The organism is Marinomonas sp. (assembly GCF_965225885.1).
GTDB lineage: Bacteria > Pseudomonadota > Gammaproteobacteria > Pseudomonadales > Marinomonadaceae > Marinomonas.
Window position 1 is genome coordinate 641,821 of record NZ_OZ245329.1, and the last position, 25,979, is coordinate 667,799.

At 45.2% G+C, this 25,979-nt stretch carries 26 protein-coding genes; 15 read left to right on the forward strand and 11 right to left on the reverse strand.

The annotated features are described in order from the left end of the window. Positions 1-96 precede the first annotated feature (96 nt). Entirely contained in the window at positions 97-1,545 is a 1,449-nt protein-coding gene (locus ACO05V_RS02925; protein WP_421847330.1) for a mannitol dehydrogenase family protein, read from the forward strand. A 52-nt stretch (positions 1,546-1,597) separates the two neighbouring features. On the opposite strand, the gene ACO05V_RS02930 is transcribed toward ACO05V_RS02925, so the two are convergent. After that, positions 1,598-2,548 (reverse strand): LysR substrate-binding domain-containing protein, encoded by a 951-nt coding sequence (locus ACO05V_RS02930; protein ID WP_421847332.1) that lies wholly within the window; start codon positions 2,546-2,548, stop codon positions 1,598-1,600. A gap of 106 nt (positions 2,549-2,654) precedes the next feature. Here ACO05V_RS02930 and ACO05V_RS02935 point away from each other — a divergent pair, with 106 nt between their 5' ends. Then, positions 2,655-2,858 carry a hypothetical protein gene (locus tag ACO05V_RS02935; protein ID WP_212917111.1) on the forward strand — a complete coding sequence of 68 codons (204 nt, stop codon included), beginning with the start codon at positions 2,655-2,657 and terminating at the stop codon, positions 2,856-2,858. 179 nt (positions 2,859-3,037) lie between these two features. On the opposite strand, the gene gabT is transcribed toward ACO05V_RS02935, so the two are convergent. Then, complete coding sequence (gabT, locus tag ACO05V_RS02940) at positions 3,038-4,315, reverse strand: 4-aminobutyrate--2-oxoglutarate transaminase (RefSeq protein WP_421847334.1); 1,278 nt, start codon at positions 4,313-4,315, stop codon at positions 3,038-3,040. A gap of 95 nt (positions 4,316-4,410) precedes the next feature. After that, positions 4,411-5,877, reverse strand: a complete 1,467-nt coding sequence (locus tag ACO05V_RS02945) for an NAD-dependent succinate-semialdehyde dehydrogenase (RefSeq protein ID WP_421847336.1) — start codon at positions 5,875-5,877, stop codon at positions 4,411-4,413. Positions 5,878-6,163: 286 nt separating this feature from the next. Between ACO05V_RS02945 and ACO05V_RS02950 the strand changes: the two genes are divergently transcribed. From ACO05V_RS02950 to ACO05V_RS02975, 6 genes are all read left to right on the forward strand, one after another. After that, entirely contained in the window at positions 6,164-7,060 is an 897-nt protein-coding gene (locus ACO05V_RS02950; RefSeq protein WP_421847338.1) for a Fe(3+) dicitrate ABC transporter substrate-binding protein, read from the forward strand. A gap of 255 nt (positions 7,061-7,315) precedes the next feature. Further along, entirely contained in the window at positions 7,316-8,575 is a 1,260-nt protein-coding gene (locus tag ACO05V_RS02955; RefSeq protein WP_421847340.1) for a TonB-dependent receptor, read from the forward strand. Beyond that, positions 8,563-9,360: a TonB-dependent receptor gene (locus ACO05V_RS02960; RefSeq protein ID WP_421856852.1), complete on the forward strand. Its 798-nt coding sequence runs from the start codon at positions 8,563-8,565 to the stop codon at positions 9,358-9,360. The genes ACO05V_RS02955 and ACO05V_RS02960 overlap by 13 nt, the downstream gene beginning before the upstream one ends. A gap of 43 nt (positions 9,361-9,403) precedes the next feature. Beyond that, entirely contained in the window at positions 9,404-10,108 is a 705-nt protein-coding gene (locus ACO05V_RS02965; RefSeq protein ID WP_421847342.1) for a TonB-dependent receptor plug domain-containing protein, read from the forward strand. A 24-nt stretch (positions 10,109-10,132) separates the two neighbouring features. Continuing rightward, on the forward strand, positions 10,133-11,527 hold the full coding sequence (locus ACO05V_RS02970; RefSeq protein WP_421847344.1) for a TonB-dependent receptor family protein: 1,395 nt from the start codon (positions 10,133-10,135) through the stop codon (positions 11,525-11,527). 157 nt (positions 11,528-11,684) lie between these two features. Next, entirely contained in the window at positions 11,685-12,353 is a 669-nt protein-coding gene (locus tag ACO05V_RS02975) for a GntR family transcriptional regulator (protein WP_421847346.1), read from the forward strand. A gap of 137 nt (positions 12,354-12,490) precedes the next feature. Here ACO05V_RS02975 and ACO05V_RS02980 read toward each other — a convergent pair whose 3' ends face one another. The 3 genes from ACO05V_RS02980 to ACO05V_RS02990 are packed head-to-tail and all read right to left on the reverse strand — an operon-like array spanning position 12,491 to position 15,689. After that, positions 12,491-13,786, reverse strand: a complete 1,296-nt coding sequence (locus tag ACO05V_RS02980) for an NAD(P)/FAD-dependent oxidoreductase (RefSeq protein WP_421847348.1) — start codon at positions 13,784-13,786, stop codon at positions 12,491-12,493. 2 nt (positions 13,787-13,788) lie between these two features. Continuing rightward, positions 13,789-14,724 carry a proline racemase family protein gene (locus ACO05V_RS02985; protein ID WP_421847350.1) on the reverse strand — a complete coding sequence of 312 codons (936 nt, stop codon included), beginning with the start codon at positions 14,722-14,724 and terminating at the stop codon, positions 13,789-13,791. Continuing rightward, complete coding sequence (locus tag ACO05V_RS02990; RefSeq protein ID WP_421847352.1) at positions 14,712-15,689, reverse strand: dihydrodipicolinate synthase family protein; 978 nt, start codon at positions 15,687-15,689, stop codon at positions 14,712-14,714. Before ACO05V_RS02990 ends, ACO05V_RS02985 begins: the two co-directional genes overlap by 13 nt. Before the next feature lie 216 nt (positions 15,690-15,905). On the opposite strand from ACO05V_RS02990, the gene ACO05V_RS02995 reads away from it, so the two are divergent. After that, complete coding sequence (locus tag ACO05V_RS02995; RefSeq protein ID WP_421847354.1) at positions 15,906-16,259, forward strand: hypothetical protein; 354 nt, start codon at positions 15,906-15,908, stop codon at positions 16,257-16,259. 59 nt (positions 16,260-16,318) lie between these two features. Here the strand turns inward: ACO05V_RS02995 and ACO05V_RS03000 are convergent, their stop codons facing one another. The 3 genes from ACO05V_RS03000 to lpdA form a co-directional block, all read right to left on the reverse strand. After that, entirely contained in the window at positions 16,319-16,699 is a 381-nt protein-coding gene (locus tag ACO05V_RS03000) for a helix-turn-helix domain-containing protein (protein WP_421847356.1), read from the reverse strand. An 11-nt stretch (positions 16,700-16,710) separates the two neighbouring features. Further along, on the reverse strand, positions 16,711-17,010 hold the full coding sequence (locus ACO05V_RS03005; protein WP_421847358.1) for a type II toxin-antitoxin system HigB family toxin: 300 nt from the start codon (positions 17,008-17,010) through the stop codon (positions 16,711-16,713). 130 nt (positions 17,011-17,140) lie between these two features. Further along, positions 17,141-18,550 carry a dihydrolipoyl dehydrogenase gene (gene lpdA, locus ACO05V_RS03010; protein ID WP_421847360.1) on the reverse strand — a complete coding sequence of 470 codons (1,410 nt, stop codon included), beginning with the start codon at positions 18,548-18,550 and terminating at the stop codon, positions 17,141-17,143. 138 nt (positions 18,551-18,688) lie between these two features. Here lpdA and ACO05V_RS03015 point away from each other — a divergent pair, with 138 nt between their 5' ends. The 5 genes from ACO05V_RS03015 to ACO05V_RS03035 all read left to right on the forward strand — a co-directional run bounded on the left by ACO05V_RS03015 (position 18,689) and on the right by ACO05V_RS03035 (position 23,377). Next, positions 18,689-19,252: a TetR/AcrR family transcriptional regulator gene (locus ACO05V_RS03015; protein WP_421847362.1), complete on the forward strand. Its 564-nt coding sequence runs from the start codon at positions 18,689-18,691 to the stop codon at positions 19,250-19,252. 102 nt (positions 19,253-19,354) lie between these two features. Further along, a complete protein-coding gene (gene lpxM / locus ACO05V_RS03020; protein ID WP_421847364.1) occupies positions 19,355-20,293 on the forward strand; it encodes a lauroyl-Kdo(2)-lipid IV(A) myristoyltransferase in 939 nt (312 codons plus the stop codon). Positions 20,294-20,420: 127 nt separating this feature from the next. After that, positions 20,421-21,365: an oxygen-dependent coproporphyrinogen oxidase gene (hemF, locus tag ACO05V_RS03025; protein WP_421847366.1), complete on the forward strand. Its 945-nt coding sequence runs from the start codon at positions 20,421-20,423 to the stop codon at positions 21,363-21,365. A gap of 27 nt (positions 21,366-21,392) precedes the next feature. After that, positions 21,393-22,202 (forward strand): shikimate dehydrogenase, encoded by an 810-nt coding sequence (gene aroE, locus ACO05V_RS03030; RefSeq protein WP_421847368.1) that lies wholly within the window; start codon positions 21,393-21,395, stop codon positions 22,200-22,202. A gap of 14 nt (positions 22,203-22,216) precedes the next feature. Then, positions 22,217-23,377, forward strand: a complete 1,161-nt coding sequence (locus tag ACO05V_RS03035) for a GNAT family N-acetyltransferase (RefSeq protein ID WP_421847370.1) — start codon at positions 22,217-22,219, stop codon at positions 23,375-23,377. 25 nt (positions 23,378-23,402) lie between these two features. On the opposite strand, the gene tenpIN is transcribed toward ACO05V_RS03035, so the two are convergent. Together tenpIN and ACO05V_RS03045 are read right to left on the reverse strand one after the other, a co-directional pair. Continuing rightward, complete coding sequence (gene tenpIN, locus ACO05V_RS03040; protein WP_421847372.1) at positions 23,403-23,876, reverse strand: type III toxin-antitoxin system TenpIN family toxin; 474 nt, start codon at positions 23,874-23,876, stop codon at positions 23,403-23,405. Between the two features lie 313 nt (positions 23,877-24,189). After that, entirely contained in the window at positions 24,190-25,149 is a 960-nt protein-coding gene (locus ACO05V_RS03045) for a helix-turn-helix transcriptional regulator (protein ID WP_421847374.1), read from the reverse strand. 180 nt (positions 25,150-25,329) lie between these two features. Here ACO05V_RS03045 and ACO05V_RS03050 point away from each other — a divergent pair, with 180 nt between their 5' ends. After that, positions 25,330-25,971 (forward strand): glutathione S-transferase family protein, encoded by a 642-nt coding sequence (locus tag ACO05V_RS03050; RefSeq protein WP_421847376.1) that lies wholly within the window; start codon positions 25,330-25,332, stop codon positions 25,969-25,971. Positions 25,972-25,979 lie beyond the last annotated feature (8 nt).

Genomic DNA, 25,979 nt, shown 5'->3' on the forward strand with positions numbered 1-25,979 from the left:
TGCTTTATGCTGCAGGCCGTTGTGAATTACCAGTAACAAAAAAAGCAGTAACGGCAATATAGCTTTTATATCAATAGGCTAGTTTGGGATGGAATTATGATAAAAATTCAACGTATAGATAGCCAAATTGAATCAAGTCAGCATGATGTAGGCATAGTTCACATTGGTCTAGGTGCTTTTCATCGAGCTCATCAAGCAGTGTATTTAGAGCAGACTCTTGCAAAGCATGGCGGTGATTGGATGATTGCCAGTGCGAATATCCGTTCTAATTACAAACTGGTTGAACAGATGCAAGCTGCAAAGCATCGTTATCATGTGGTGGAATATGCGGATACGAGCAACGCTAATCTAAGAGAAATTAAAGCGATTAAGAATACGTTTTTCTGTGGCTCCGATGCAGGAAGAGCTGCGCTACTCAAGCAAATGAGCGCTCCAGCGACCAAGATAGTCACTCTAACAATTACGGAAAAAGGCTATTACTTAGCGCCGTCTTCCGGAGAGCTATTACTGGAAGCTCCTGAAATTGGGCATGATATAGCGCATCCATCTCAACCTAAAACAGCGTTAGGTCTGATTGTTGAAGCACTGAAACACCGACGTGCGACAGGCATAGCTGCCTTCACTGTTTTGTCTTGTGACAATATGCCTCATAACGGTATTCGAGCGAAAGGCGCGGTTGTAGCGTTAGCCAAATCACAGGATGATGAGTTCGCCCAATGGATTGAGCAAAACGTTGCGTTTCCTAATTCCATGGTAGATCGCATCGTTCCTGCTGTGTCTGAGCAAGACCTTGCTATGATCAAAATGGACACTGGTATCAGTGAGCCTACCGTGGTGAAGTGCGAGCAATTTAGCCAATGGGTAGTAGAAGATAATTTCCCTGCAGGGCGCCCGCAGTGGGAGTCTTCTGGTGTTCAGATGGTGGATGACGTATCCAGTTACGAAATGATGAAGCTGCGAATGCTCAATGGTAGTCATTCACTATTGGCTTACTTGGGACCCATTGCTGGCTTTAAAACAGTCGCAGACGCCATGCAAGACAAGGATATTCGTGCTTTTCTTGAGTGCTATATGATGCGAGAAGTGGCTCCGACATTACCGAGTTTTAGCCAAACAGAATTAGCCACATATTGCCAAAAGCTGTTAGCGCGCTTTGAAAACGACAGCTTACAACATCAGCTTAAACAAATTGCGATGGATGGCAGTCAAAAATTACCACAACGTTGGTTGAGTGTTTTGACTGAGTTGCAGGAAAAGTCTCTTGCCGCTCCCGCTATCGAACTTGGTATTGCTGGCTGGATAGCCTTTCTTTGTGATGCTGAGCAGAATCAACAAAGTATCAATGATCCACTTGAAGCTGTGTTATTTGCATTAGTTTGCCGTTATCGAGATAACACTAGGAACTTAATTGTTGCCCTACTTCAAAGGGACGATATTTTTCCTGCCTCACTTTGTGATAACGAAGGATTAATTGCTCGGATTGTGGCTATAGTCGATCATTTATTTGCAGGCCAAAAGGTACAGAATTTTATGGATGTTCAATAAAAGACATAGTTTAACTTTATAAGGCGTTTCTGGTCCTCTGGAAACGCCTTTTTTAAGGCCAAGGCAGTGGCTGATGAGGCTCTATTTTCGTTAGTTGGTTATTCTGTCCGAGACTTTCTTCTTTCATCCAATCCACAAAGGCTTCAATCCGAGCCCTTCTTGGGGAGTTTTTGGCGTAATAAGCGTAAAATTCGATCTTTTCATTTAATGCTTTTGAGTAGGCTTGGACGAGTGTTCCCTTATCAAGTTCTTCTTGAACCATGAATTTTGGACATAAAAAGACGCCATGTCCGGCCTTTACCGCGCTGATTCCCATATACCAAGAGTTTACTTCTGCCCACAGAATACTTTTGCTGCGAATGGGGCAAATCGCCTGCTCTTCAAACCACTTTTTCCATTGATAGGAAGAATCGTCTATCTGAATCATCCAACATTTTAATAAATCAGTCGGTTGAAATAAGCCAATTCTTGAGGCTAATGATGGCGAGCAAACGGGAATGATGTCAGATGATATGAGTGTTCGTTTAACCGTATCTGCTCTATCTACCGTTAGATGCTGATTATCATCGATACCGACATCTATTTTGCCTGCATGTATGTCTCTGCTCTCGTCTGATGAGAAGAGTTTTACGGTGATGTCCTTTTGACGGTCTGAGAAACGCCATAAGCGTGGCATTAGCCATAAAGACACAAAGCTTTGTAAGCCAGAGACGAGCAGCGTTCCGCCAACGGGTTCGAGTTTGACACTTTCTAAGCCTTTTCCTATCTGCTCAAACGCTTGTTCCAGGTGTTCCGCGAGGACTTGCCCTTGGCTAGTTAGGCGCATATCGCGACCAGAACGATAAAACAGCGGCACACCTAGGTATTCTTCTAATAAACGAATCTGCTGGCTCACCGCCGCCTGTGATACATGCAGTTGCTTTGCGGCTTTGGTGTAACTCAAGGTTTGGCTCGCCACCGAAAAGTAATGGGCGGCTTTGAGGTGAGTAACGCGATTGCTCATAAAACATCATCCATAAGATTTTCTAATCTAACCTGTAAGAATATAGCATTCGTTTTTACCTCTTTTTGACGACACAATAAAGCTCTTATCAACAGGAGGTGTGAGTATGTGGACGTTATTGTTGTGGTTGAATCAGAAAATAGTCGCAAGCTATGAGATGCTAAAGAATAGGTATCAAATACAAAAAGCCAGACGTGTCGTCAGAAAGCAAATGGCAATTACTCGTCATTTACCTGCTTACTTACGCCGTGATATGGGGCTTCCACCTTACACGGAACGCGAAGAGACACGATCCAAAGATTCTCAGTAACTTCTCAGATTATCTAATGAATACTGTTGTTTTCAACTGCAGCATTCAGCGCTGCAAATAAAAATGTCCGCATAAAAAAGCCACTGTGTCACCACAGTGGCTTGCAGCAAGATCATTCTTGCAAGCGGAAGCTTTGTTTACCAAAAAAGCGACTCAACAAAGCCGCTCAAATAAGAAGCTTATACAAGCTCTTTAAAGCAGCGTTTGAAGATTTCCATGCCTTCGTCAATGATGTCCATTTCGATGGTCAAAGCAGGTAGGAAACGAATAACGTTGCCGCGGATACCGCAAGAAAGTAGCACTAGGCCGTTTTCGCCAGCTTTGGCAGACAGTTTTTTCGCAAGCTCTGGGTAAGGCTTATTCACATCGCCGTCGTGGACGAATTCTACTGCGATCATCGCGCCAGCATTACGAATATCGCCGATGATTTGTGGATACTGCGCTTCCATCTCTTTAAGGTGTTTAACAAAGTGAGCACCCACTTCGACCGCTCGGTCGCATAGTTTCTCTTCTTCAATGGCTTCGAAAACCGCAAGCCCTGCTGCACAGCCAACAGGAGAGCCACCATAAGTGCCGCCTAGGCCGCCAGGAATTGGCGCGTCCATGATGTCCGCTTTACCGACAACCGCCGCAAGTGGCAAGCCACCGGCAATGCCTTTCGCTGCTGTCATCAAATCGGCTTCAATGCCTGCTTGTTCGTGGCAAAACATCGTGCCTGTACGAGCAAAACCAGATTGAATTTCATCAAGAATCAAGAGCATGCCGTGATCGTCACAAAGTTTACGAAGCTTTTGTAGGAAGCTTGCTGATGCTTGGTAGAAACCACCCTCACCTTGTACTGGTTCAATGATGATAGCTGCGACACGAGATGGCTCAATGTCACAAGTGAAGCGCATTTGAAGGTCAGCAAGTGCTTGCTCCTCAGTAATGCCTAAATATTCATTTGGAAAAGGCACGTGGAAAATATCGCTTGGAAAAGGACCAAAGCCAATTTTGTAAGGGTTTACTTTGCCTGTTAGACCCATGGTCATATTTGTACGGCCGTGGAAACCACCATTGAAGGCGATAATGCCCGGACGGCCCGTGTATGCACGAGCGATTTTTACGCAGTTTTCTACGGCTTCGGCACCAGTTGTGACGAAGATAGATTTTTTCGGCGTATTACCTGGTGCCGCAGCGTTTAGCTTTTCTGCCAAGGCAACCGCAGATTCGTATGGGCTTACCATCACACAAGTGTGAGTGAAGCGTTCTACTTGTGCTAAAACGGCGGCTTTTACTTTCGGGTGATTGTGACCCGTGTTTACCACAGCGATGCCCGCACCGAAGTCGATATGACGCTTTCCTTCAACGTCCCAGATCTCAGCGTTTATAGCTCGGTCGACATACAATGGCGCCATGTTGCCTTGGCCACGAGCGATAGCACTTTCTTTGCGTTTTTGTAGATCAGCGTTTTTCATTTTGTCTTTCACCTTTAGAGCATGCTCTATGTACATGAAGCGGCGCGTTGCTCCGCTTGTTAATTTAGCTAAGAGAGGTTGAGTAAGGCGAAACCTTACGCCAAGCCGCCCATGCACAAGTATTTGATTTCAACGTATTCGTCGATGCCGTACTGAGAACCTTCACGGCCGCTGCCGGATTCCTTCACACCACCGAATGGCGCCACTTCACTGGAAATAATACCTTCGTTAATGCCCACCATGCCGTATTCCAAAGCTTCAGAAACACGCCAGATACGTGCAATATTTTGGGAATAGAAATAAGATGCCAAACCAAATGGGGTATTGTTTGCCATGGCTACGGCTTCTTCTTCCGTTTTAAATTTGAACAATGGCGCAACAGGGCCAAAGATCTCGTTAGAGAAAATATCCATGTCTTCGGTGACGCCAGTTAAAATCGTTGGCTCGAAGAATTGCGCGCCAGCAGCAGACGCTTTTGATCCACCGATGAGGGCTTTCGCGCCTTTTGCCATAGCGTCGCCAACAAGTTGTTCCACTTTGCTGATCGCCGCTGGATTGATTAGCGGTCCAATGTTGACGCCTTCTGAAAAGCCATCGCCTGTTTTAAAGGTCGAAACGCGCTTAGCCAGTTTCTCTGCAAATTCATCGTACACGCCTTCTTGCACTAAAATTCGGTTTGCACAAACACAAGTTTGACCCGCATTGCGGTATTTAGACGCAATTGCACCTTCTACAGCGGCATCTAGGTCGGCGTCGTCAAACACGATAAAAGGCGCATTGCCGCCCAATTCCATTGAAGTCCGTTTAACTGTTTGTGCACACTGGGAAAGCAATAATTTGCCTACTGGCGTAGAACCGGTAAAAGACAATTTACGTACTGTTGGATGACCGGTTAATACGCCACCAATCGCTTTCGCGTCTTTACCTACAACCACGTTCAATACGCCAGCTGGAATGCCTGCTTGATGCGCAAGTTCAGCCAAAGCCAAAGCACACAAAGGCGTTTCGTCAGAAGGCTTGATCACAATCGCACAACCTGCGGCCAATGCAGGGCCTGCTTTACGGGTGATCATAGCAATCGGGAAGTTCCAAGGCGTAATGGCTGCCACGACGCCAATTGGCTGTTTAATAGTTAATACGCGCTTGTCTTTGGCGAAAGTAGGAATCACATCGCCGTTCAAACGACGCGCTTCATCGGCAAACCAATCAATAAAAGACGCGCCATAAGCCACTTCGCCTTTTGCCTCAGCAAACGGTTTGCCTTGCTCCAAGGTCATCAATGTCGCTAAGTCATCTTGGCTGTCTAGAATAAGCTGATTCCAACGACGCAATAAGATGGCGCGCTCTTTCGCCGTGCGGCCTTGCCATTCTTTCTGTGCTTTTTCAGCCACTTCAACGGCAAGCGTTGTTTCTTCTGCGCCTAAATCCGCAACATCGATAATGTGCTCGCCATTTGCCGGATTAGTAATAGCGAAAGTCTTGCCAGATTTGGCTTCTACCCATTCGCCACCAATGTATGAGTGGCTTTTAAGTAGAGAAGGCTGAGATAGTATTGCTGTCATAAAACACTCCAGACTAGATTGCGGAGAACGGTTGGTAAGTGCGATTCAAGGCGTTGCACTTTCAATATCAATCGATAGTAGGCAATGGCCACAGTTTGAAAAATGAGAAGCTATCAATCCAATGTTTGATGAGATTCAAACATTCGTGATTGACCGGCAGTAAACGACCAAGAGAAAAGAGAGAAGATGCTTTTAAGGCATTAGATTAAAGAACAGTTTAGAAATGAAATTGATAGTTATTCTCTTTTAAAATATGATGCACGCATTCGTAAAAAGAGTGGTTATTATGTTGTTTCGTAGTTTGTTGATCTGCGCCTTCTCCCTTTTATTGTCAGTGTCAGCCTGGGCTTACCCAAGCATTCAAGATGAGCGGGGTATTTTCACCCTATCTGCAGAGCCTAAACGCATTGTCGTTTTAGAGCTGTCCTTTGTCGATGCGCTGGCGGTGGTCGGTATTTCACCTGTTGGGATCGCTGATGATAATGATCCCAATATTTTGCTCCCTGACGTGAAGGCACGATTAAACCCTTGGACCTCTTTGGGAATGCGCTCGCAGCCAAGTATGGAAAATATTGCCGATTTACACCCAGATTTGATTATTGCGGATTTTGAACGCCACGCTGCGGCGTACGACAGTCTGGCTCGAATTGCGCCAACGCTTTTATTAAAAAGTCGTGGCGAAACCTATAAAGAAAATCTAGAAGCCGCTGCCAAAATCGGCGTAATTGTAAATAAAAACGCTGAAATGCAGCAAAGGATTAAGCAACATAGAGCCATCATGGCGGCTTATCGTCAGTCGTTCGCTGAAAAGAAAGACCTTGGCAGCGTCCAGTTCGCGATTGCCAGCGCGCGTGGCATGTGGCTGCATGGGCCGAATTCTTACGCAGGAAGTGTCTTAACGGAACTGGGTTTTATCAGCCCGATTAAAGAACAATTAGACACGCCGTATATTCCAGCGAGCTTAGAGCTTTTATTGCAGGTTAATCCTGACTGGCTTTTGATGGGCGTTTATGGTGATAAGACGGTATTAGATGATTGGCGAAGTGTGCCTTTGTTTCAGTTGCTAACGGCGGTGAGAAAGCAGCAAGAGATTAAAGTATCGCCGGAGTTATGGTCGTTAAATCGAGGCATGATGGCGGCAGAAGGGATTGCTCAAGACCTTGATAGGATTCTGTCCCCCTAAATTTAATTTGTCATTAATCTATTACCTTATAGACGAGCCTTGCCAACGAACCTTATCAAGAATATAGAACCTACCAAACACACGCCTGAAGTGGCGTCTATCGTGATCGTCTTTACTTATTAGCTGTTTTATTTTGGCTTGTTGCATAATTTGCAACGAGCCATTTTTGTTTGTAAATATAAATGATATGTGTTCTCATTATCATAAATAACATTTCAACATCTTTACTCCAACGCAGTTAGTGGAATTTTAAGCATGATAAGCAAATCCTTCATCCTGACACCTTTGGCGCTTGCCGTGTCTTTGGCGTCTTTTTCTTCTTTTGCCGAAGTGGCAGCAACGAATAACGTGTCAAATCCTGACAAAGTGATCTCTTTAACCGTTCAAGGCTACAAGGGCTATGCCCAAGAGCTACCAACCTCTGGTAGTAAATCTGATGCTGAATGGTTAGATGTTCCGCAATCTGTATCTGTTGTGACAGACACGGAGATCAAAGACCGTGGTGCGGTGAAGCTGGTGGATGCGCTGGATGGCGTCGCAGGTGTCAACAATACCTTGGGCGAAGGCAGCCGAGATCAATTCGTTATTCGTGGCTTTGATTCCCTACAAGATATTTACCGCGACGGTTTACGTGACGATGGTAATTTGCAGTCTTACCGCAGTCTGGCAAACCTAGAGCGTGTTGAAGTGGTTAAAGGCCCTGCTGGCGCACTTTATGGTCGAGGTTCTTCTGGCGGTATTATCAATATGGTGACCAAACGTGCCGATGGTGATGAGTTCACACGCTTCAATATTGGTTATGGAAGCCATGACAAAATGGTGGGTTCGGTGGACAGCTCTGCCCAGTTAACCGATAAAATCAACGGCCGTATTAACTTGGAAGTTCGCCGTTCAGACTCGTTCGTAGATCGTGTGGATATGGAGGATTACTTCATTGCTCCTACCATTCAATTTAATCCTTCTGATGATCACAAACTTAATGTCGACCTAGAAATCGCCCATCAAAATTTAGTGCCTTACCGTGGTGTGCCGTCACGAAATGGTAAGCCAGTTGATGTGCCACGCAGCACTTTTTTCGGTAGCGCCAATGATTACCAAAAATCAGACAGCGTAAGAATTGCCATAGACGATGAACTGAAGCTTGGTTCTGATGTGACATGGAACAATCGAGCTTCCTATAACCGCGTTACCCTAAAGCAACAAGGAACGAGACAAAAAACCACACCCGTTACCTCGACGGTTCAGCAAACCTTGAATAACTTTGGCTACGATCCGCGCACCACAACAACGCTTCAATCTGAATTGAAATGGCATGTTGGCAATCAAGAGTTCTTGTTCGGTGCGGATTACAATCAAATCGATATGAACTACAACGCACCACAATCGGCTGGGACGTTGCCAGATAAATCTATTAACAATCCAATCGCCGCAAACGTTTCCGACTTAGGCTTTCCTAAAATCGCGAAAATACCACAAAATCATTCGGCGTATACGTTCAGGATATTGTCACGCTAGGCGATTGGTCGTTTACTGGTAATGTTCGTCAAGATCATATGGACTTAGATCAGACCAAAATTGTTAACGGTCAAACGGCCAGTAATAGCGATGATAAAACCAGCTATCGCTTTGGCGCGGTGTATCGAATCAACGATAACGTTTCGACTTACGCAACCTTAGCCAAGTCTTGGCAGCTGCCGTACGGCGGTATTTTTATTAATCCAAAACTTTCTGAATTCTATTCCACAAAACTTAAAGAAGTTGGTGCGAAAGCTTACTTGCTTGATGATGCTCTAATGCTAAATGCGTCGATTTTCCAAATTGATCAAGAGCAACCTCAAACCAATAACAGTGGCTTCATTACGAGCAAAATTGAAGCTCGTCATAAGGGCTTAGAGCTAGAAATGCGCGGTCAGATCACTAAGCAACTAAGCGCTACGGCAAGCTACACCTACCTTGATGCGAAAGACCGTAAAACGGGCAAGAAGCCAAATGACGTTTCGGATCAGCTTGTTTCCCTTGGCACGACTTATCAATTTAGCGATGCATGGCGCTTTGGCGGCAGCGTGAAATATGTGGGAGATCGTTACGCCGGTAATAACGAAGCGGTTGATCTAGGTGACTACACCACAGTTAACGCCATGGCGTCTTATCAAACCGGTAAGCATAAAGTGCAATTTAATCTCTACAACCTCTTCGATGAAAAGTACTACCTCGGTTCTACCGATGGCGCGACAGGCATTAACTCCATTGGTTACGGCGCACCAGCAGAATTCATGGTCAGTTACAGCTACGAACTTTGATCACTCAGTCTTATTATTTTGTTGTTAAGGAAGAATTTGTTCTATGTCTATTCAAGAAAATCGTTCAATAAGCACTACAGTATTTCGTTATTCTTTACTGGCTTACTCCATGGCTTTTGGCGTCTCTGTGCAAGCCGCCAACGATGCCAATCAATTGAAAGCGCTAACCGTAAATGCCAGTGTTATCGGCGAATCAAAAGAATCGGATGTTAAAGAATATGGCGGTAGTCGGACTGTTATTTCTGCTGAGCAGATGACCAAAACCGCTGCTAAATCCATTGATGATGCGCTACAACAAGTTCCAGGGGTGAAAGTTCAAGACGAAACCGGAACTGGTGTCCTTCCTAACGTCTCTGTTCGTGGTTTAAGTGCTAGTCGCAGTGGGCAAGCGCAATATCTAATGGATGGCGTGCCATTAACGCTAGCGCCTTATGGCCACACAGGACAATCTGTTTTTCCTGCGACCTTGTCATCATTAGAACGTATCGATGTGGTTCGTGGTGGTGCTGCTGTGCAATATGGTCCAAATAACGTCGGCGGCGTAATTAACCTTGTGACTAAACCCATCCCTAAGGATTGGGAATCACAAATCAGTAACCGGATAACTGGCTTTGAGCACAGCAGTAATACATTGAATAACTTGTATTTACGCACGGGTGGCTGGGTCAACGATGATTTTGCCATACAGCTTGAAGCGAATACTCAAAATGGTGACAGTGCCCGAGACCACTCAGATACCGATATCTAGAACTTCCAAATCAAAACCGATTGGTTGATCAGTGATACTCAAGAGTTGCAAACTTTTATACAAAGATATGAAGCCGATACTCAAATGCCGGGAGCATTAACAACACAAGGATACAGAGAAGATCGTACACAATCTCAACGTTTACTGGATAATTATGAAGCCACGGCATCACGCTGGCATTTAAAGTACATGCAGGATTTGGATTGGGGGAATGCTGCTCAGTTTGAAGTGCTGACCTTTGGTCATCACGATACCCGTAACTTTATTTGGGGTTATTTTAACGATGGTCAAAATCCAAATGTTATTCACTGGGCTGATCCTCGTTTTACCTCGACGGATATTAGGAACTCACCTCGTGAGTTTACCGTTTATGGCGTGGAACCTAAATTGTCTGTGGCGCTAGGATCACCAGAAAGCGTGACGCAAAACCTGATCGTTGGCATGCGTTACGTGAACGAAGACATGAGCTATAAATTATACCAACGAAACATTGCGTCGGGTGCCGTAAAACTGCCTCGCGACTGGCATTTAGAAACCAATGCTGTTGCTGGTTATGTGAGCGATGAAATTGGCTTTATGGATAATCGTCTGAAAATTACGCCGGGAATGCGTTTTGAGTCGGTTCATATGAACTACAAAGACATAGGAAAAAAGGTTCAACAAAGTAATCAGATTAACGAAGCTTTGCCGGGTTTAACGATTGCATACAGCTTAACGGATGACTGGGTCTCTTATGTTAATGCGCAAAAATCCTTGCGCGCTCCGCAAATTGATAAATTGCGCAATGCCGGTAAAAAGGAAGGCGAATTATCCTGGAATTATGAGCTAGGTGCGCGCTATTCATACGGACGAAATACCTTTAATGCGGCGCTGTATCGTATTGACTACAAGGATCAGTTGCAGTGGAACAGTGGACAACAAATCTTCGAAAACGTGGGTAAAACCCTTCACCAAGGCGTTGAGTTATCCGGTCGTTATGGGCCAGAATCTTTACCCGATTTAAGTTTGGGTCTGGCTTACACTTACCTGGATGCAACTTATGAAGAAGACGGGGCTAACAAAGGTAATGAGCTTGTTGATGCTTCTAAACACCAGATTTCTTGGGATGCGAGCTATAACCTTGCGGGTTACCAATCTACGGTATCTGGGTACTACTACAGTGATGCTTTCTCGGATTCGGCTAATACCACAGAGGAAAACGTGAGTGGTTCAAAAGGAAAAAATCCGTCTTATACCGTGTGGAATCTAAACGTCAGCAAAGAGCTGTATCAATCCGGTAAAACGACATTGACGGTTGATGCCGCGATTAATAACTTGTTCGACAAGGAATACTACTTCCGTGGTGTGGATACCAGCCCTGTTGGTCGTTACCCTGCCTTGGGCCGTACTTATAGCTTGACGGGTAACCTAACTTTTTAAGCGGTTGATCTGCCAAGTATCACTTGATAAGCGAGCGACAAAAAAAGCGCCGTTAACCTCACGTTAACGGCGCTTTTGCGTATAATAGGCCAATCTTTCACACTTAAGGTTGTGAAGGTTTAGATCTCGAAAACTTAGCTCATGAAGGAGTAATAGATTGGCGCAGAAAAGAGCAGTGGTTCGTCAGAGTTTACCCGATGTTATTGCAGCGGATTTACGTCAGCGCATTTTGTGCGGTGATCTCGCTGAAGGTGAGCTTATTCGCCAAGAATTATTGGCGGAAGAATACGATGTCTCGCGCATGCCAATCCGTGAAGCGCTAAAACGCCTTGATGCCGAAGGGCTGGTGGTGTTCACCAATAATCGTGGCGCGACGGTTACCAAACATACCTTAGAAGAAATCGCCGAAATCTTTGACGTGCGAATGATGTTGGAGGTGGATCTTTTCACCCGAGCGATTCCACTCATGCAAGAAGCACATTTTGAGCAATGCGAACGCATTTTAAAAGAAATGGAATTGTCCTATCAGAGTGGCGATGTTGCAGCGTGGGGACCATTAAACGCTGAGTTTCATGGTGCGTTGTATGCCGCAGCCGATAGAAAGCTAACAACGAATTTATTGGAGCGCGCTAGCTTACAATCCAATCGTTATGTCAGCATACACATCGACCAACTGAAAAACTCTACCAGAGCACAACAAGACCACAGCGAATTATTAGCTCTTGCCCGCCAGCGCAACGTAACTGCCGCTGCCGACAAGCTCCGCTCCCATATTGAAAACACCAAGTTCCAAGTGCTGGAATGGATCGCCGCTGCTCGCCGCTAATTTTCATTCAGATTCGCTTCCTCTAAAGTCGCCAGCATTGTCGTTCGTAGATTAAATAGAGTGGCGTTTTTATGAGGTAGGCGGCAGTTTCGAAGAAAAATGCCACTCATTTAATCTATTATGACTTTAGGTAAAGATTAAAATCTATCCGATGAAAACGGTGTAAGATCAATGTCCGGAGTGCCGTTATTGATCAGCGCCGCGACAAGCTCAGCGGTTCCTGCGGATTGAGTCAGCCCTAAATGGCCATGCCCAAACGCGTAAATCACTCGTTTAGAACGGCTGGCATAGCTTATTACGGGCAAGCTGTCAGGCATGGAAGGACGAAACCCCATCCATTGCTTTCCGCCTTCGATTTTCAGACCGGGTAAGAAGTCGGCTGCTTTATTGAGCAACACATCTGCTCGCTTGTAATTGGGTTTTAGGTGTAATCCGCCTAGCTCAACGGCACCTCCAACACGAACACCCTCGCCTATTTTGGTTACCACAAAACCATGATTACTAAACGTCAGGTGAGTCTTCAAATCGAATGCACCCGCTTGTAAGGTTGTGTTGTACCCTCGTTCTGTATCTAATGGCAAATTGTCACCAATAGATTGCGCTAAAGTTTTTGACCAAGCACCAGCTGCAATTATCACTTGGTTGGTTTCATAATCGGCCGAATCACTTTTTAAGTTTACAGAATTGTCTTTTAAATCAATGGAATGAATCGACGCGATGGCTATTTTACCGCCACGTTTTTCAAACTCGTTGGCCAAGTGCTGAGTCCATTCAGCAGGATCACAGACGTTTTTCCATTCTGGCGTATAAGCCGCATGGGTAAACCTAGGGTCAATGCCAGGCTGAATTTCAGCAATTGCCTCTGGCGTGATTAAAAACTCATAGACTACGCCATGCTCTTGGCGAGTTTGCCAGCCAGCAAGGCTGGCATTGAATTCGGCTTGGCCTTCGTAAAGCTGCAACTGTCCTTCTCGACGAATCATGGCTTCGCCATTCACCGCATCGATTTGGCGCTCAAGAGCGGCTTTCGACAAATCCATCAAACTGGCTTGTGCGGCCAAGGCGGCTTGATATTTGTCTTGCCAGCTGGCGCGCCAGAAACGCAACATCCAAGGAATAATCTTCAACACATAAGCAGGGCGTAACGACAAAGGGCCGAGGGGATCGACCAACCATTTTGGCGCTTTTCGCATAATGCCTGGAGTGGCGAGAGGAATGACATCAGCAAAGGCAAAGGCGCCAGCATTGCCGGACGAGGTTTCTGCCGCGACCCCTTTGCTGTCCAGCACCAATACTTGTCGGCCTTCCGATTGCAGTTTTAACGCAATGCTGATGCCGATAATGCCAGCACCAATAACAATCACATCGTGTTTTATCATGTCCATTTTGGGTTCACCAATCATTTCTAACCAATAGTTTGAGTTTGATTCCATCGCTAAGACAATGTAATGCCATTTCTCAACGGGTCGTTGGGGTTAATCATTAAAGTGGCCTCTTTAGTGACAAACGCCTGCCCAGTTATATTGGGAATAATGGTATCGGCAGTCGAAGGCTGATAGCTCAAATGATAACTGCTGCCAATAGTGCTTTCTTGAATGATTTCTTCACCCGGAGCAAGACGCTTATCCGCCGCGAGACAAGCCAAGCGAGCTGAGCTGCCTGTGCCGCAAGGTGAGCGGTCGTAGGCATTGTCAGGACACAGAACAAAATTACGGCTGTGGCCATTTTCGCTTAGCGCTGGCCCATAAAGAACAACATGATCAATGATGCCGCCATCTGTACCTGTTAACTGCTTCGCTTCAATGGCGTCACGAATTTTGATCGATACTTCGGTCAGATTACGAATGTTGTTTGGAACCACAGGTACAGGGCTTTTATCGACAATAAAGAACCAATTTCCGCCATAAGCAATATCGCCAGAGACTGTACCTACTCCTTCGATTTCTAAGCTTACATCTTTGTGCAAACGATGGCTGGCCACGTTTTTCACCGTCACTGTATTGGCATCAGACAAGGTCACCTCAACCACACCAACGGGCGTTTCGATTTTATGAGTACCGATACCAATTTTACCCATGTGAGCCAAGGTTGCAGCCACGCCAATGGTGCCGTGACCACACATGCCGATGACTGCCGCGGCATCGAAATAAATCACCCCTGCCATGCATTCAGGATCAACCGGTTCAACCAGCATCACGCCGACCATGGCTTCTTGTCCGTAGGGTTCTGATACTACAGATCGATAAAAATCCTTATGTTCCGTGGCTAAAATCTTGGCGCGTTCAGCCAACGAGCCAGAACCTAAATCCGGTCCACCAGACACAATAACTCGGGTTGGCTCACCTTCCGTATGACTGTCTATGACTTGCATGTATTTATTACTCCACCTTGTTTCGCCCAATCTGCAAACCAGTCTTTGAAGAGCGCATATTGATCTTCACAGTAACGACGTTGCGCAGCGTTCAGCTCGTCCGTTTCGTTGAAGTGTAATCGATACTCTTCTTCACCGTTTAAAACAAGCAAATATTTGAAGAACAACACCAACTCAGGGCCTTCGTCGAAACTGGCTAAGACAGAAAACGCTTCTTCTAATTCTTGGGCGCGAACGCGGGCTTCCGCGTTACCTTTTGCTGCTAACTTACATAAGTTGGCGAGTAACAGCACTTCATTCGGTAGCGCCGTACCAATACCAGTAATCGCACCAACCGCGCCACATTTGACAAAGCCATGATAGACCGCCGTATCCACACCGACCATCAGCAAAACGTCATCGTCTTGGGAGGTGATGTTTTCCGCCGCATAACGCAAGGCTTCTTTGCTGCCAAATTCTTTGAAGCCAACCAGATTCTTATGCTCAGCACGTAGCGCGAAAAACAAATCCGCACGGGTTTCAAAGCCATACACAGGGCTGTTGTAGATAATCGCTGGAATGGACGGCGCCGCGTCTAAAATCGCCTTAAAATGATGCTTCTGTGCAGCAATTACCGAGCCACGAGATAGCACACGAGGAATTACCATCAACCCTGCCGCACCGACTTTCTCTGCATGTGCAGCCAAAGCCACAGCGGATTTGGTATTAATCGCCCCAGTTCCAACCACCACAGGAATGCCAGCGTTAACCAAACGCTCCACGCCTTCCATGCGCTCCGCATCCGTCAACAAAGGCCAATCGCCCATGGAACCGCAATACACCACGGCAGACATACCTGCCGCGATCATTTCCTTACCCTTCTTCACCAAATTATCAAAATCCGGCGTGCGATCCGCCTTACAAGGCGTCATCAACGCCGGCATGATGCCGTTGAAAACACTAACGTCTAAAATTGCATTGCTCATAATTTGATACCTGTTCTAAGAAATTGGAGGAATTTGCTAACCATTTTTTAAAATGGATTTTGTATCCAAAATATACCTGGAGCAAAAAGTAGTCAACAAATTATCTTTTGAGATGCGATTTCTAAATAGGTTTATTGCAGATGTGCTTGCTGGCTTTTGATGAAATGTGTTCTATATGTCTTTTCGAAACGTTTAATTAAGTTAAAAGGGTTTTGTTTGTCTTATTTTGATCAGTTTATGCAGCAGTGGAAAACGTATTTAAAACAACAGTTTTCCCATTGTGGACTTAGCTATGTAGCCACAGATGCTGGCGATAGTGTTGATATCAAAGCGAATTCATTGGCTTATTTCAGTTGGCTAAGGACAGCTTCTAGAGCGGGTAATAATTTCGATGAATCAAGGGATGGTATTGCTTGGGTAATGCTGGAAAAGCAATTAAAAGCGCTTTCGGAAAAAGCCGAAAAAGGCACATGTGATCTGGTTTCTAAGCTGCATCTCGAAGAAAGCCAAATTCAGATTGTTCTCAATTTTAGTTATGATGACGAGCAACATATCGTTTATGTGAGTTGATAAGTATTTCGCACTAGCCCCTATATTCCATGACAAATACAAGTCGAAAAGCCGTTTGATCAAACGGCTTTTTCATTGTCTAAGCTATAGTCTTTAATCAAGCATTCTAAAGGAATATGTAGGCCTTTATTCAAGCTGCGGATCATGGTTAGACTTAAGCGCCTTTTCTTGTTTAGCACTTCACTGACTCGGCTGCGTTGACCTAGATACTCGATTAAATCGGTATCTTTTAAGTTCATTTGTTCCATGCGAAATTTGATGGCTTCTATTGGGTCGGGTGGATCGATAGCGTGATGCTTTTCTTCGTAGGCTTCAGCTAGCGCCGCTAGAATTTCCATTTCATCGCCTTCTGGCGTATTGGGCTTAGCTCCACGAAGGCTACGCATGCGTAAAACAGCTGCGTCTAGATCATCATCATTTTTAATAGGTTTAATGTTCATCTTGTTACCTCTTAAAGTGAATCAATATCCACTTTGTCATATTGCTTGTGAGTGCCTACGAACAGTACATAACAGTGAGAGCACTCATAATCTATCTCAATAACTAAGCGGTATTTATTACCGTGGATATTGAAGATTACCTTGTTGTTTTTTACTACACTCGCATTACGATATTGTTTTTTTATGTCGTGTGGCGTCTTCCACACTGCATGTTTTGCTTCATCGTGCCATGCTTTTAGTGGCTGTTCAGAATCCTGAAATTCTTTTTGCTCCCAAAATTCTCTTAGTGTTTTTTTGGTGAATATTCTCATTTGACTACTCTTCCATGTAAGTCTATTTCCCATTATGGGAAATGGACTTGCATATGGCAAGACTTTTCCCGTTTTGGGAAGAATGAAATAAAGTAATTTATGGAGATAGACTAGATAAAGTCTGAAAGTATTATTTAACCATCTTCGCTTTCTTGTTTGGCAAGTCTGTAATCGTCCCGGCGCCAAGTTCTGCTGCCAAGCCGACGGTTTCGTGTAGGCTTGGGTGGGCGTGGATGGTTAAGGCTATGTCTTCCAGTGTCGCGCCAAATTCGATGGCGAGTGTTAGTTCACCGAGTAATTCCCCTGCATGAGAACCAACGATACCAGCGCCTAAGACGCGTTCTGTTGCTTCGTCATAAATGAGTTTGGTTTTGCCTTGGGTGACGCCGGAGGCAATGGCGCGTCCGCTGGCTGTCCATGGAAAAACGGCGGTTTTAACATTGATGTTTTGCTTCTTCGCTTCGGTTTCGGTTAAGCCAACCCAAGCCACTTCTGGAAAAGTGTAAGCGATGGATGGAATAGCGAGCGGTTGGAAATCTACCTTGTGGCCAGCAATGACTTCGGCGGCGGTGTGGCCTTGATGTGATGCCTTGTGCGCCAGCATTGGGCCATGGGTTACATCGCCAATAGCATAAATATTGGGTACAGATGTTTGGCACTTTTCATTGGTCAATACAAAACCACGTTCGTCTAGTTTTACGCCAATGTCTGAAATACCCGCGGTTTTGCCATTCGGCGAGCGACCCACAGCAACCAGTACCGCGTCTACGGTGAGCTGGCGTTCACCGTCTTTGTCTTGCAAGGTGACGTTCAAGGCTTCTGGCGTCGCTTCTATGTTAGTCACTTGTGTTTTGGTTAAGAAGCTCATGCGGTCTTTGTTTACTTGTTCGAAAACCTTCACCAAATCTTTATCTGCGCCGGTCATGATTTGCTCGCCAAGTTCCGCGACGGTTATTTTTGCGCCAAGGGATTGATAAACCGTGGCCATCTCTAAGCCGATGATGCCGCCGCCGAGAACCAATAAGTGTTCTGGAATACGTTCGAGTTGCAGCGCGCTGGTGGAGTCTAAAATTCTAGGATCGTCGTAAGGCACAAAAGATAATTTTATCGCACGAGAGCCGACGGCGATGACGGCGTTTTTAAAATCGACTTGTTGTGTCTGTCCGTCTTTGGTGACGGTGATTGAGCTGGTTGAATCAATCGTCCCTTCCCCATGAATGACAGTAACCTTTCTGCCTTTGGCCATCATTGTAAGACCGCCAGTTAAAGTGTCGACGGTAGATTGTCTGTGGTGGCGAATGTCCTCCAAGTTGATGGTTGGTTTAGCAAATTGCACGCCATGGGCGGGGGCTTCAGCCATGAGAATTTTTCCCGCCACATGCAATAAGGCTTTGGAGGGAATGCAGCCCACGTTTAGGCAAACGCCGCCTAATGCATCATGGCGTTCTATCATAGCCACGTTCAAGCCCAAATCCGCTGCTCGAAACGCCGCCGCATAACCGCCAGGACCGCTTCCCAAAACCACTAAATCGTATGTCATATCTCTCTCCAGAATATTTTCTTGCAAAGCGAATAGTTTTCTACCTATCACTAGATAGATGCAATATAGCTTGAGTATTTAGGTTTGGTCAATAAAATACCTATCACTAGATAGATAATATTACGATGAGACAGATTCATGACCGTTGAGAGAAACGATACTAAGACCAAAATTCTGGACGCCGCCGAAGGCTTCATTGTGCAAGGCGGTTACAACGCGTTCAGTTTTCGCGACATCGCCGAAGCGGTAGGAATTAAGAGTGCAAGCGTTCACTATCACTATCCGACTAAGGCTGACTTGGTTTCTTCGGTCATGGTTCGTTATACCGCTGATTTTTCGTCACAGCTGCCAAACCCTAATAGTGAAAAGATTGCGGCTAACGTTTTGTTAAATGGCTTTATCAATGGCTTCAAAACAAAGATTGTTGAACAGCGCAATATGAGCTTGTGTACCATGCTGACATCGAATAAATCCGTCTTGCCAGAATCCGTTTGTGTCGAATTAGCCGCCTTTTATCAGCTTATTTTAGACTGGCTTACTCAAGTGTTTGTACGTTTGGATAAGATCGATAAGGAAGAAGCGTTTATGCAAGCCAGTCAGTTATTAGCCTGTTTACATGGCGCTTCGATTTTAGTGCAAGGCACGAATCAGCCTGATTTTTTTGACCGAGCTTTGTCCGGTTGGAAGGCTCGTGCCGTTTAATGTGGCGTGTTTTTTCTAATATAAGAAGGGGATATAACAATTTAAGGGACAGATTGATTAATGTATCATTGCATCTTCACACATTATGCGAACACTTTCTGAATGAGCAATGGCGATAAGCATCTTTACAGTCCTACTTTTGAGTGGCGCTTTCTTCATCCCCGCTTTTGGCTGACTTGGTTTGGCGTTTTAATTACTTTGTTGATTGCTTTTTTGCCTTTTCGATTGCGTGATAAAGTAGCAAGTTGGATTGCTGACAGGCTGATTAATACCAAAAGTGCTGCCTTAAAAAGAGCTCGAATTAATTTAGAACAATGCTTCCCTGACAAATCGTTAGAAGAACGTGAAGATATCCTGAAAAGTAGCTTCCGAACGGCTGCCCAGTATTTTCTAGCGTATGGCGAATTGATTGCTCGTAGTCAGCGTCATTGTGAAAAGCGCACGGTGATTTTTGGCGAGGAACATTTATTTCCTTTGCTCGAAAGTGATCAAAATGTCATTGCCTTGGTTCCGCATTGTTGGGCAATCGATTACGCCGGTGTGATGTTGACGGCAAAAGGTCACAATACAGCGGCTATTATCAGAGCGCAGAGAAATCCTATTTTTAATTGGTTAATTCATCTTCAGCGTGTGCGCTACGGCGCTCGTGTTTATCTTCGTAGTGCAGGTATAAAGCCTTTCCTCAAGTCGATTAAAGAAGGTTATTTGGGGTATTACTTACCGGATGAAGATTTGGGTGCTCAGCATTCTGTGTTTACGCCTTTCTTTGCGGCGAATAAAGCGACGATGAAAGGTCTGGGTAAATTAGCCAAATTATCCAATGCGACAGTGGTTCCCATGTTGCCGGCGTACAATGCGGAGTCAGGAAAATATGAGCTTTTTATCTCGCCTCCCTTAGAAAATTTCCCCAGCGGTGATGAGGCAACGGATGCTCTTATTATGAATCAAGCTCTTGAAGCGATGATATCTAAGCATTCTGAGCAATATATGTGGATTCTAAACTTGTTACGAACCCGTCCTGATGGTTCGGATCTTTATTAATGGCTCCCTTCTATTAATAAGTTCCTTCGCGACAAATGTTCTTTCAGTGTTATAAACTACGGCCTTAATGATTAGGCCGTTTTTATTTATTTTATTTTTTTAAAGCCATGACCAGATGGAGCATTTCATGTCAGCAAGCTCACCCGCTACGGTTACCAAGCTCGATGTTCAAGCCGTTAAAGACTATCTCCTGTCTCTTCAAGACCATATTTGCTCTACATTAGAAAGCGTCGAACCGACAGCGCGTTTTAAAGAAGACGCTTGGAATCGCCCAAATGGTGGTGGCGGACGTACTCGTGTTATCGCCGGTGGCGATGTGATTGAAAAGGGCGGCGTGAACTTCTCTCATGTCATGGGTGACAACTTACCGCCTTCTGCGACGGTAGATCGTCCCGAGTTGGCTGGTGGCCGTTTTGAAGCCATGGGGGTCTCTTTGGTTATTCATCCGAATAATCCAATGGCGCCGACGTCCCATGCTAATGTGCGTTTGTTTATCGTTTATAAAGACGATATGGCGCCCGTTTGGTGGTTTGGTGGCGGTTTTGATCTGACACCTTATTATGGTTTTGATGAAGATTGTATCCATTGGCACCAAGCGTCTTATGATGCAGTCGAACCCTTTGGCGAAGGTTATTATTTGCGCTTTAAAAAATGGTGTGATGAATATTTCTACTTGAAACACCGTGGCGAGCCGCGAGGTGTCGGCGGTTTGTTTTATGATGATTTTAACGAAGGCAGCTTTGAACATTGCTTTGGCATGATGCAATCGGTAGGAAATACCTTTACTAAAGCCTATTTGCCGATACTCGAACGCCGTAAAGATTTGCCATTCACTGAACAACAGCGAGATTTCCAACTGCATCGTCGTGGACGTTATGTTGAGTTTAACTTGGTGTTTGACCGTGGTACGCATTTTGGTCTGCAAAGCGGATTGGGGCGTACCGAATCCATTCTGATGTCATTGCCGCCAGAAGTTCGCTGGACCTACGAGTATCAAATCGAACCAAACAGTGAAGAAGCGAAATTAACCGATTATTACTTAACCTCAAAAGATTGGCTGGTTGCTCGCTAATTTAAAGCATAAATAAGAGGATACATTTTGGATAATTATGCAGTTGTTGGAAATCCGATTGCTCACAGTAAATCACCGAGTATTCATGCGTACTTTGCGACGCTTACGAATCAAGAATTAGTGTATTCGACCTTGCTTGGTGACGAAGTGGAATTTGAAAACCAAGTCAGAGAGTTTTTTGAGAAAGACGGCAAAGGCTTAAATGTTACTGTGCCGTTTAAAGAGCGCGCTTATGCTATGTGCGATATTTTAAGCCAAAGAGCAAAACTCGCCGGAGCGGTGAATACTTTACTAATGGGTAAAAATGGCGACCTGTTCGGCGACAATACCGACGGGATTGGCATGGTTCGTGACATTATTAAAAATCACGGACAGAGCTTAACCGACAAGCGTATTCTTATTTTAGGCGCAGGTGGCGCGGTTCGTGGTGTGCTTGAACCTCTTTTGGCTGAGAATCCAGAATCTGTCACCATTGCCAACCGTACACTTGAGAAAGCGCAATTATTGGCTGATCAATTTGATTGTCTGGCGTCGTCTTTCGAAGCGCTAGAAGGCCCCTTTGATATCATTATCAATGGTACTTCGGCGAGTTTGTCTGGCAGTTTACCACCATTAAAAGATGAGTTAATAAACGCTGAGACATGGTGTTACGACATGATGTACGGCAAAGCGCGTACGGTGTTTTTACAATGGGCGCACGAGCGTGGTGCCGAGGGTGCCGATGGTCTAGGTATGCTGGTGGGTCAAGCCGCTGAAGCGTTTTATCTGTGGCGACAAGTCCGACCTGAAACCGCCAGCTTGGTTGATTCGATGCGTAAGCAGATGGAAGCCAGCTAAATAAGGAAAGTAGTATGAAAGCGCAGTGGTTCAATTCGGTCGACCAAATAGGTGAAGCCAAATGGCAAGAGGCTATTGGAGAAACTCGTTATCCCTTTGCGCAATTCGCCTTTCATCAAGCATTAGAGCAAAGCAAAAGCATAGGCGACGGAACCGGCTGGTATCCTGAATATTTGCTAGTGATGGATGATGACGACAGTCCACTTGCTATTGCCCCAACTTATTTGAAAACCCACTCCCAAGGTGAATTTGTCTTCGATTGGTCTTGGGCGGATGCCTACCAGCGTCACGGCATGCGTTACTTTCCTAAACGTATCTGGGCGATTCCTTTTTCCCCTGTGACTGGCTTGCGGATCTTCTCTCACCTTGATCCAAAAGGCGATGATGTACAGTTTTCTCATCTGTATCCAGCGCTCGCCAAACTAATGACACAAGCCAACCAAGAACGAGAGTTTTCAAGTTGGCATCTGTTATTTACCAAGCCAGAACACGCGGCTCAATTCGCACCAAATAAAGACCTATTGCACCGAATTTCCTGTCAGTTCCATTGGTTCAATCGTGACTATAAAGACATGGAAGATTACTTGTCACACTTTTCCAGTCGTAAACGCAAAACGGCACGTAAAGAGCGAGAAAAAGTCGCTAAAGAAGGCATCACGCTGACTCGCACCATCGGCAAAGATTTAACCACAGCAGACATCGATTTCTTTTACCTGTGCTATCAATCCACTTACGCTAAGCGTGGGCAACAAGGCTATTTAACTCGAGAGTTCTTTGGTCAACTAGCTGGTGATATGGGCGATCAAATCCTCTTGGTACAAGCTTTCAGAGGCGACGAAGCCATTGCCGCGTCTTGGTGTTTCTTCGACGATCATTCGTTATATGGCCGTTACTGGGGCTGTATGGAAGAAGTAGATTGCCTGCATTTTGAAGCCTGTTACTACCAAGGCATTGAGTTTTGTCTGGAAAAAGGGTTACAGCATTTTGATCCTGGCACTCAAGGGGAACACAAAATCGCCCGAGGTTTTGAACCTGTCTTCAGCCACAGTATTCACTACATTGCCCACGAAGGCTTTCGCGAAGCGATCGGCAACTTCTGTGAGGAAGAAGCCCAAGCCGTGCGTGAGTACCATCAAGATACCCACGGATTGTTGCCGTTTAAGCAGGAACCCTAGTGATTCCTTTCAATCTAATTCGTAGTTAGACTTCAATACCAAGTTCGATGTGATAATTTTGCAAGGCGGTGTAGCGATACTCGTTTGAAGTCAGCACATTGCTATCAGCCTTTCGAATTGCTTGAACGTATTTTGTGACGTACTTTTCAAACGATTTGGAGACAAAGATAGCCTTATCTTTTAAAAGCTCATGCTGTCGAGTGTCGATTTTGAAAGGCATTGAGCTAATGTAATCTGGTTTCGTAAGAAGCAAGGCTTTGGAGTAATCTAATCCTTTACCAAGTATGCCAGGCTGGCTACTTCGCTCTGTAATATAAGACGCTTTGTGCCTAATATGCGACCGAACAGGAACCCCAAAGGTAAGCTCGTTTAACTCTATCAAAACGATGCCATATCCCCGTGTTTTACCTTTAATCCAAACTCCATCCTTAAGGTCTAACGCTTCTTTTAGATGAGTATTTTCATCATAAAAAGATTGATCAAGCTTCTTTAGCAGCACAAAATATCCTTAATTTGTGTATACGAAAAAAGCCCCATAAAGGGGCTTTTAAAGGCAGTAAATTCTGTTTGGATGCTTCTGTTTTTAACGTGGAGTGATCCTACTGCCACAACATTCTGTTTGAGTGCTTCTGTTTTTAACGTGGGGTGACTCTACCGCCACAACTGCCAAATAAATATAGGTTAAGTTTGCTTAATTGTCAAACAGCGTAACCTGTAGAGGTATGAACAGAAATCCCGATTTTTCGACTAGAAATGAGGGACGTAGGAATATAAGAATGCTAATTTCAATGCTAGGTGTTCTTTGCTAAATTTCAGTGGTAAAGCATCGCCAAGGACGATACCAACTTCTCCATTTCTGCGCGCAGTTGTGGTGGGCCAATCACTTCCAGTTCGGCCCCAAAGCGCAATAGTTCGGTACAACCGTATGATGATTCGCCCACTGGAAACTTGGCTCGATGCCAACCTGAGTCATCTATTGGTTCAATCTTTGCCTGATTTAGCGCGTAGGAAGAGCAAACGTGTTGCATGATCTTCACGCCTAATGGCGTTAAACGCACCTCGGCGATAATCGGAAATTGAATCGTTTCCATACGGCGTAAACTGTCTTGCCAAAATGCGGCTAAATTGAAGTCTTTAGGGCGCTCAAATGTCTCATCCAGTAACGTTAGGGACTCAATACGGGAAACGCGATATGTCCGAACATCATTATCTACCTTGGCCAGCAAATACCACTGCCCTCCTTTTAAAACGATGCCCAGTGGTTGGGTCTGGCGCTTTATTTGGCCTTTCCAGCTTTGATATTGCATGACGATACATTGTTGTTCCAACACAGCCGTCATTAAATCTGGTAAGTAGGTGACTTTTTCATCGTCGGAAAACCAATTCGGCGCATCCAGCAAAAAACGGCTCTGTAAACGGTCCGCCTCTAGTCTCATGTTTTCTGGTAAGGCTGCTTTTAATTTCAATTGCGCGTCAGCTAGGGTCGCTTGCAATCCCATCTTTTGAGCTGGGCCAGATAAACCAGTCAGAAACAAGGTTTCTGCTTCCTTAGCGGAAAGCCCGTTCAGACGGGTACGATATCCTTGCAACAACCGATAGCCACCTTGCACGCCTTGCTCACTGTAAACGGGCACTCCAATGGCACTAAGTGTGTCTATATCCCGATAAACCGTACGAATAGAGGTTTCACAGGCATCAGCTAACGCACCAGCGGTGACCTTGTCATAGGTCTGCAGCATCATCAGCACTTTGAGTATGCGACCTGCTCGCATGAGGTTCTCCTTTCGTTATACTAAGTCGCCGCGCTACGTCATTTTGCTAAGAGATAGCACCAAGCGAATGTTATTTTCGCCAGTATAAAGCAAATACCTGACATTAGATGTCAGGTTTAATCTCTAACATAGCTCATGTAACAACCAATATTTACTCAACAAATTATTGAGGTAATGAATATGAGCAACATCCAACGCAATAACGACACCATCACCCTATACCACGCCCCACAAACCCGAGGCACTGGTATTTGGGTATTGCTGGAAGAGTTGGGGATTCCCTATGACATGAAAGTGCTGAATCTCAAAGCCGGTGAAAACCAACAGCCAGAATTTCTCGCTATCAATCCTTTGGGGAAATTTCCAACCATTGTTCATAACGGCACCGTGGTGACAGAGCAAGTTGCCTGTTATACGTATTTAGCTGATCTGTTTCCTGAAAAGGTTTTGGCGCCTGCCTTTAACGACCCAAAACGTGGTGAGTATTTGCGCTGGATGGCTTATCAAGGCAGCAGTTTTGAGCCCGCTGTGATCGACCAAGCTTTTCATCGAACTGCCGTTGATGCGCTCCATTTATCCTATGGTAATTTTGATAAAATGCTGGAAACCTTATTTGACCAAATAGCCAAAGGCCCTTATTTATTAGGAGAGGAATTTTACGCTCTAGACATTCTTTGGGGCATGAGTTTGAAATGGTGTCGTATGTTTGGGCTAATTACGACGAACCCTGTGGTCGATGCCTACATTGACCGTGTCACCTCACGTCCTTCCTTCACAAGAGTGGAGGAAAAAGAGCAAGCGTTGTTGCTTGCCCAGTCCTAATCAAATCT

Excerpts from the sequence above, each read along its gene's own strand:
- ACO05V_RS03050 (WP_421847376.1), top strand. The coding sequence starts at position 25,330 with ATGAGCAACATCCAACGCAATAACGACACCATCACCCTATACCACGCC.
- ACO05V_RS02965 (WP_421847342.1), top strand. The coding sequence starts at position 9,404 with ATGTCTATTCAAGAAAATCGTTCAATAAGCACTACAGTATTTCGTTAT.
- ACO05V_RS02990 (WP_421847352.1), bottom strand. The coding sequence starts at position 15,689 with ATGAGCAATGCAATTTTAGACGTTAGTGTTTTCAACGGCATCATGCCG.
- hemF (WP_421847366.1), top strand. The coding sequence starts at position 20,421 with ATGTCAGCAAGCTCACCCGCTACGGTTACCAAGCTCGATGTTCAAGCC.
- ACO05V_RS03015 (WP_421847362.1), top strand. The coding sequence starts at position 18,689 with ATGACCGTTGAGAGAAACGATACTAAGACCAAAATTCTGGACGCCGCC.
- gabT (WP_421847334.1), bottom strand. The coding sequence starts at position 4,315 with ATGAAAAACGCTGATCTACAAAAACGCAAAGAAAGTGCTATCGCTCGT.
- ACO05V_RS02945 (WP_421847336.1), bottom strand. The coding sequence starts at position 5,877 with ATGACAGCAATACTATCTCAGCCTTCTCTACTTAAAAGCCACTCATAC.
- ACO05V_RS02955 (WP_421847340.1), top strand. The coding sequence starts at position 7,316 with ATGATAAGCAAATCCTTCATCCTGACACCTTTGGCGCTTGCCGTGTCT.
- ACO05V_RS02925 (WP_421847330.1), top strand. The coding sequence starts at position 97 with ATGATAAAAATTCAACGTATAGATAGCCAAATTGAATCAAGTCAGCAT.
- ACO05V_RS02980 (WP_421847348.1), bottom strand. The coding sequence starts at position 13,786 with ATGGAATCAAACTCAAACTATTGGTTAGAAATGATTGGTGAACCCAAA.
- ACO05V_RS02930 (WP_421847332.1), bottom strand. The coding sequence starts at position 2,548 with ATGAGCAATCGCGTTACTCACCTCAAAGCCGCCCATTACTTTTCGGTG.
- ACO05V_RS02985 (WP_421847350.1), bottom strand. The coding sequence starts at position 14,724 with ATGCAAGTCATAGACAGTCATACGGAAGGTGAGCCAACCCGAGTTATT.
- ACO05V_RS03005 (WP_421847358.1), bottom strand. The coding sequence starts at position 17,010 with ATGAGAATATTCACCAAAAAAACACTAAGAGAATTTTGGGAGCAAAAA.
- lpxM (WP_421847364.1), top strand. The coding sequence starts at position 19,355 with ATGAGCAATGGCGATAAGCATCTTTACAGTCCTACTTTTGAGTGGCGC.
- ACO05V_RS03045 (WP_421847374.1), bottom strand. The coding sequence starts at position 25,149 with ATGCGAGCAGGTCGCATACTCAAAGTGCTGATGATGCTGCAGACCTAT.
- ACO05V_RS02950 (WP_421847338.1), top strand. The coding sequence starts at position 6,164 with ATGTTGTTTCGTAGTTTGTTGATCTGCGCCTTCTCCCTTTTATTGTCA.
- ACO05V_RS02935 (WP_212917111.1), top strand. The coding sequence starts at position 2,655 with ATGTGGACGTTATTGTTGTGGTTGAATCAGAAAATAGTCGCAAGCTAT.
- ACO05V_RS03035 (WP_421847370.1), top strand. The coding sequence starts at position 22,217 with ATGAAAGCGCAGTGGTTCAATTCGGTCGACCAAATAGGTGAAGCCAAA.
- lpdA (WP_421847360.1), bottom strand. The coding sequence starts at position 18,550 with ATGACATACGATTTAGTGGTTTTGGGAAGCGGTCCTGGCGGTTATGCG.
- ACO05V_RS03000 (WP_421847356.1), bottom strand. The coding sequence starts at position 16,699 with ATGAACATTAAACCTATTAAAAATGATGATGATCTAGACGCAGCTGTT.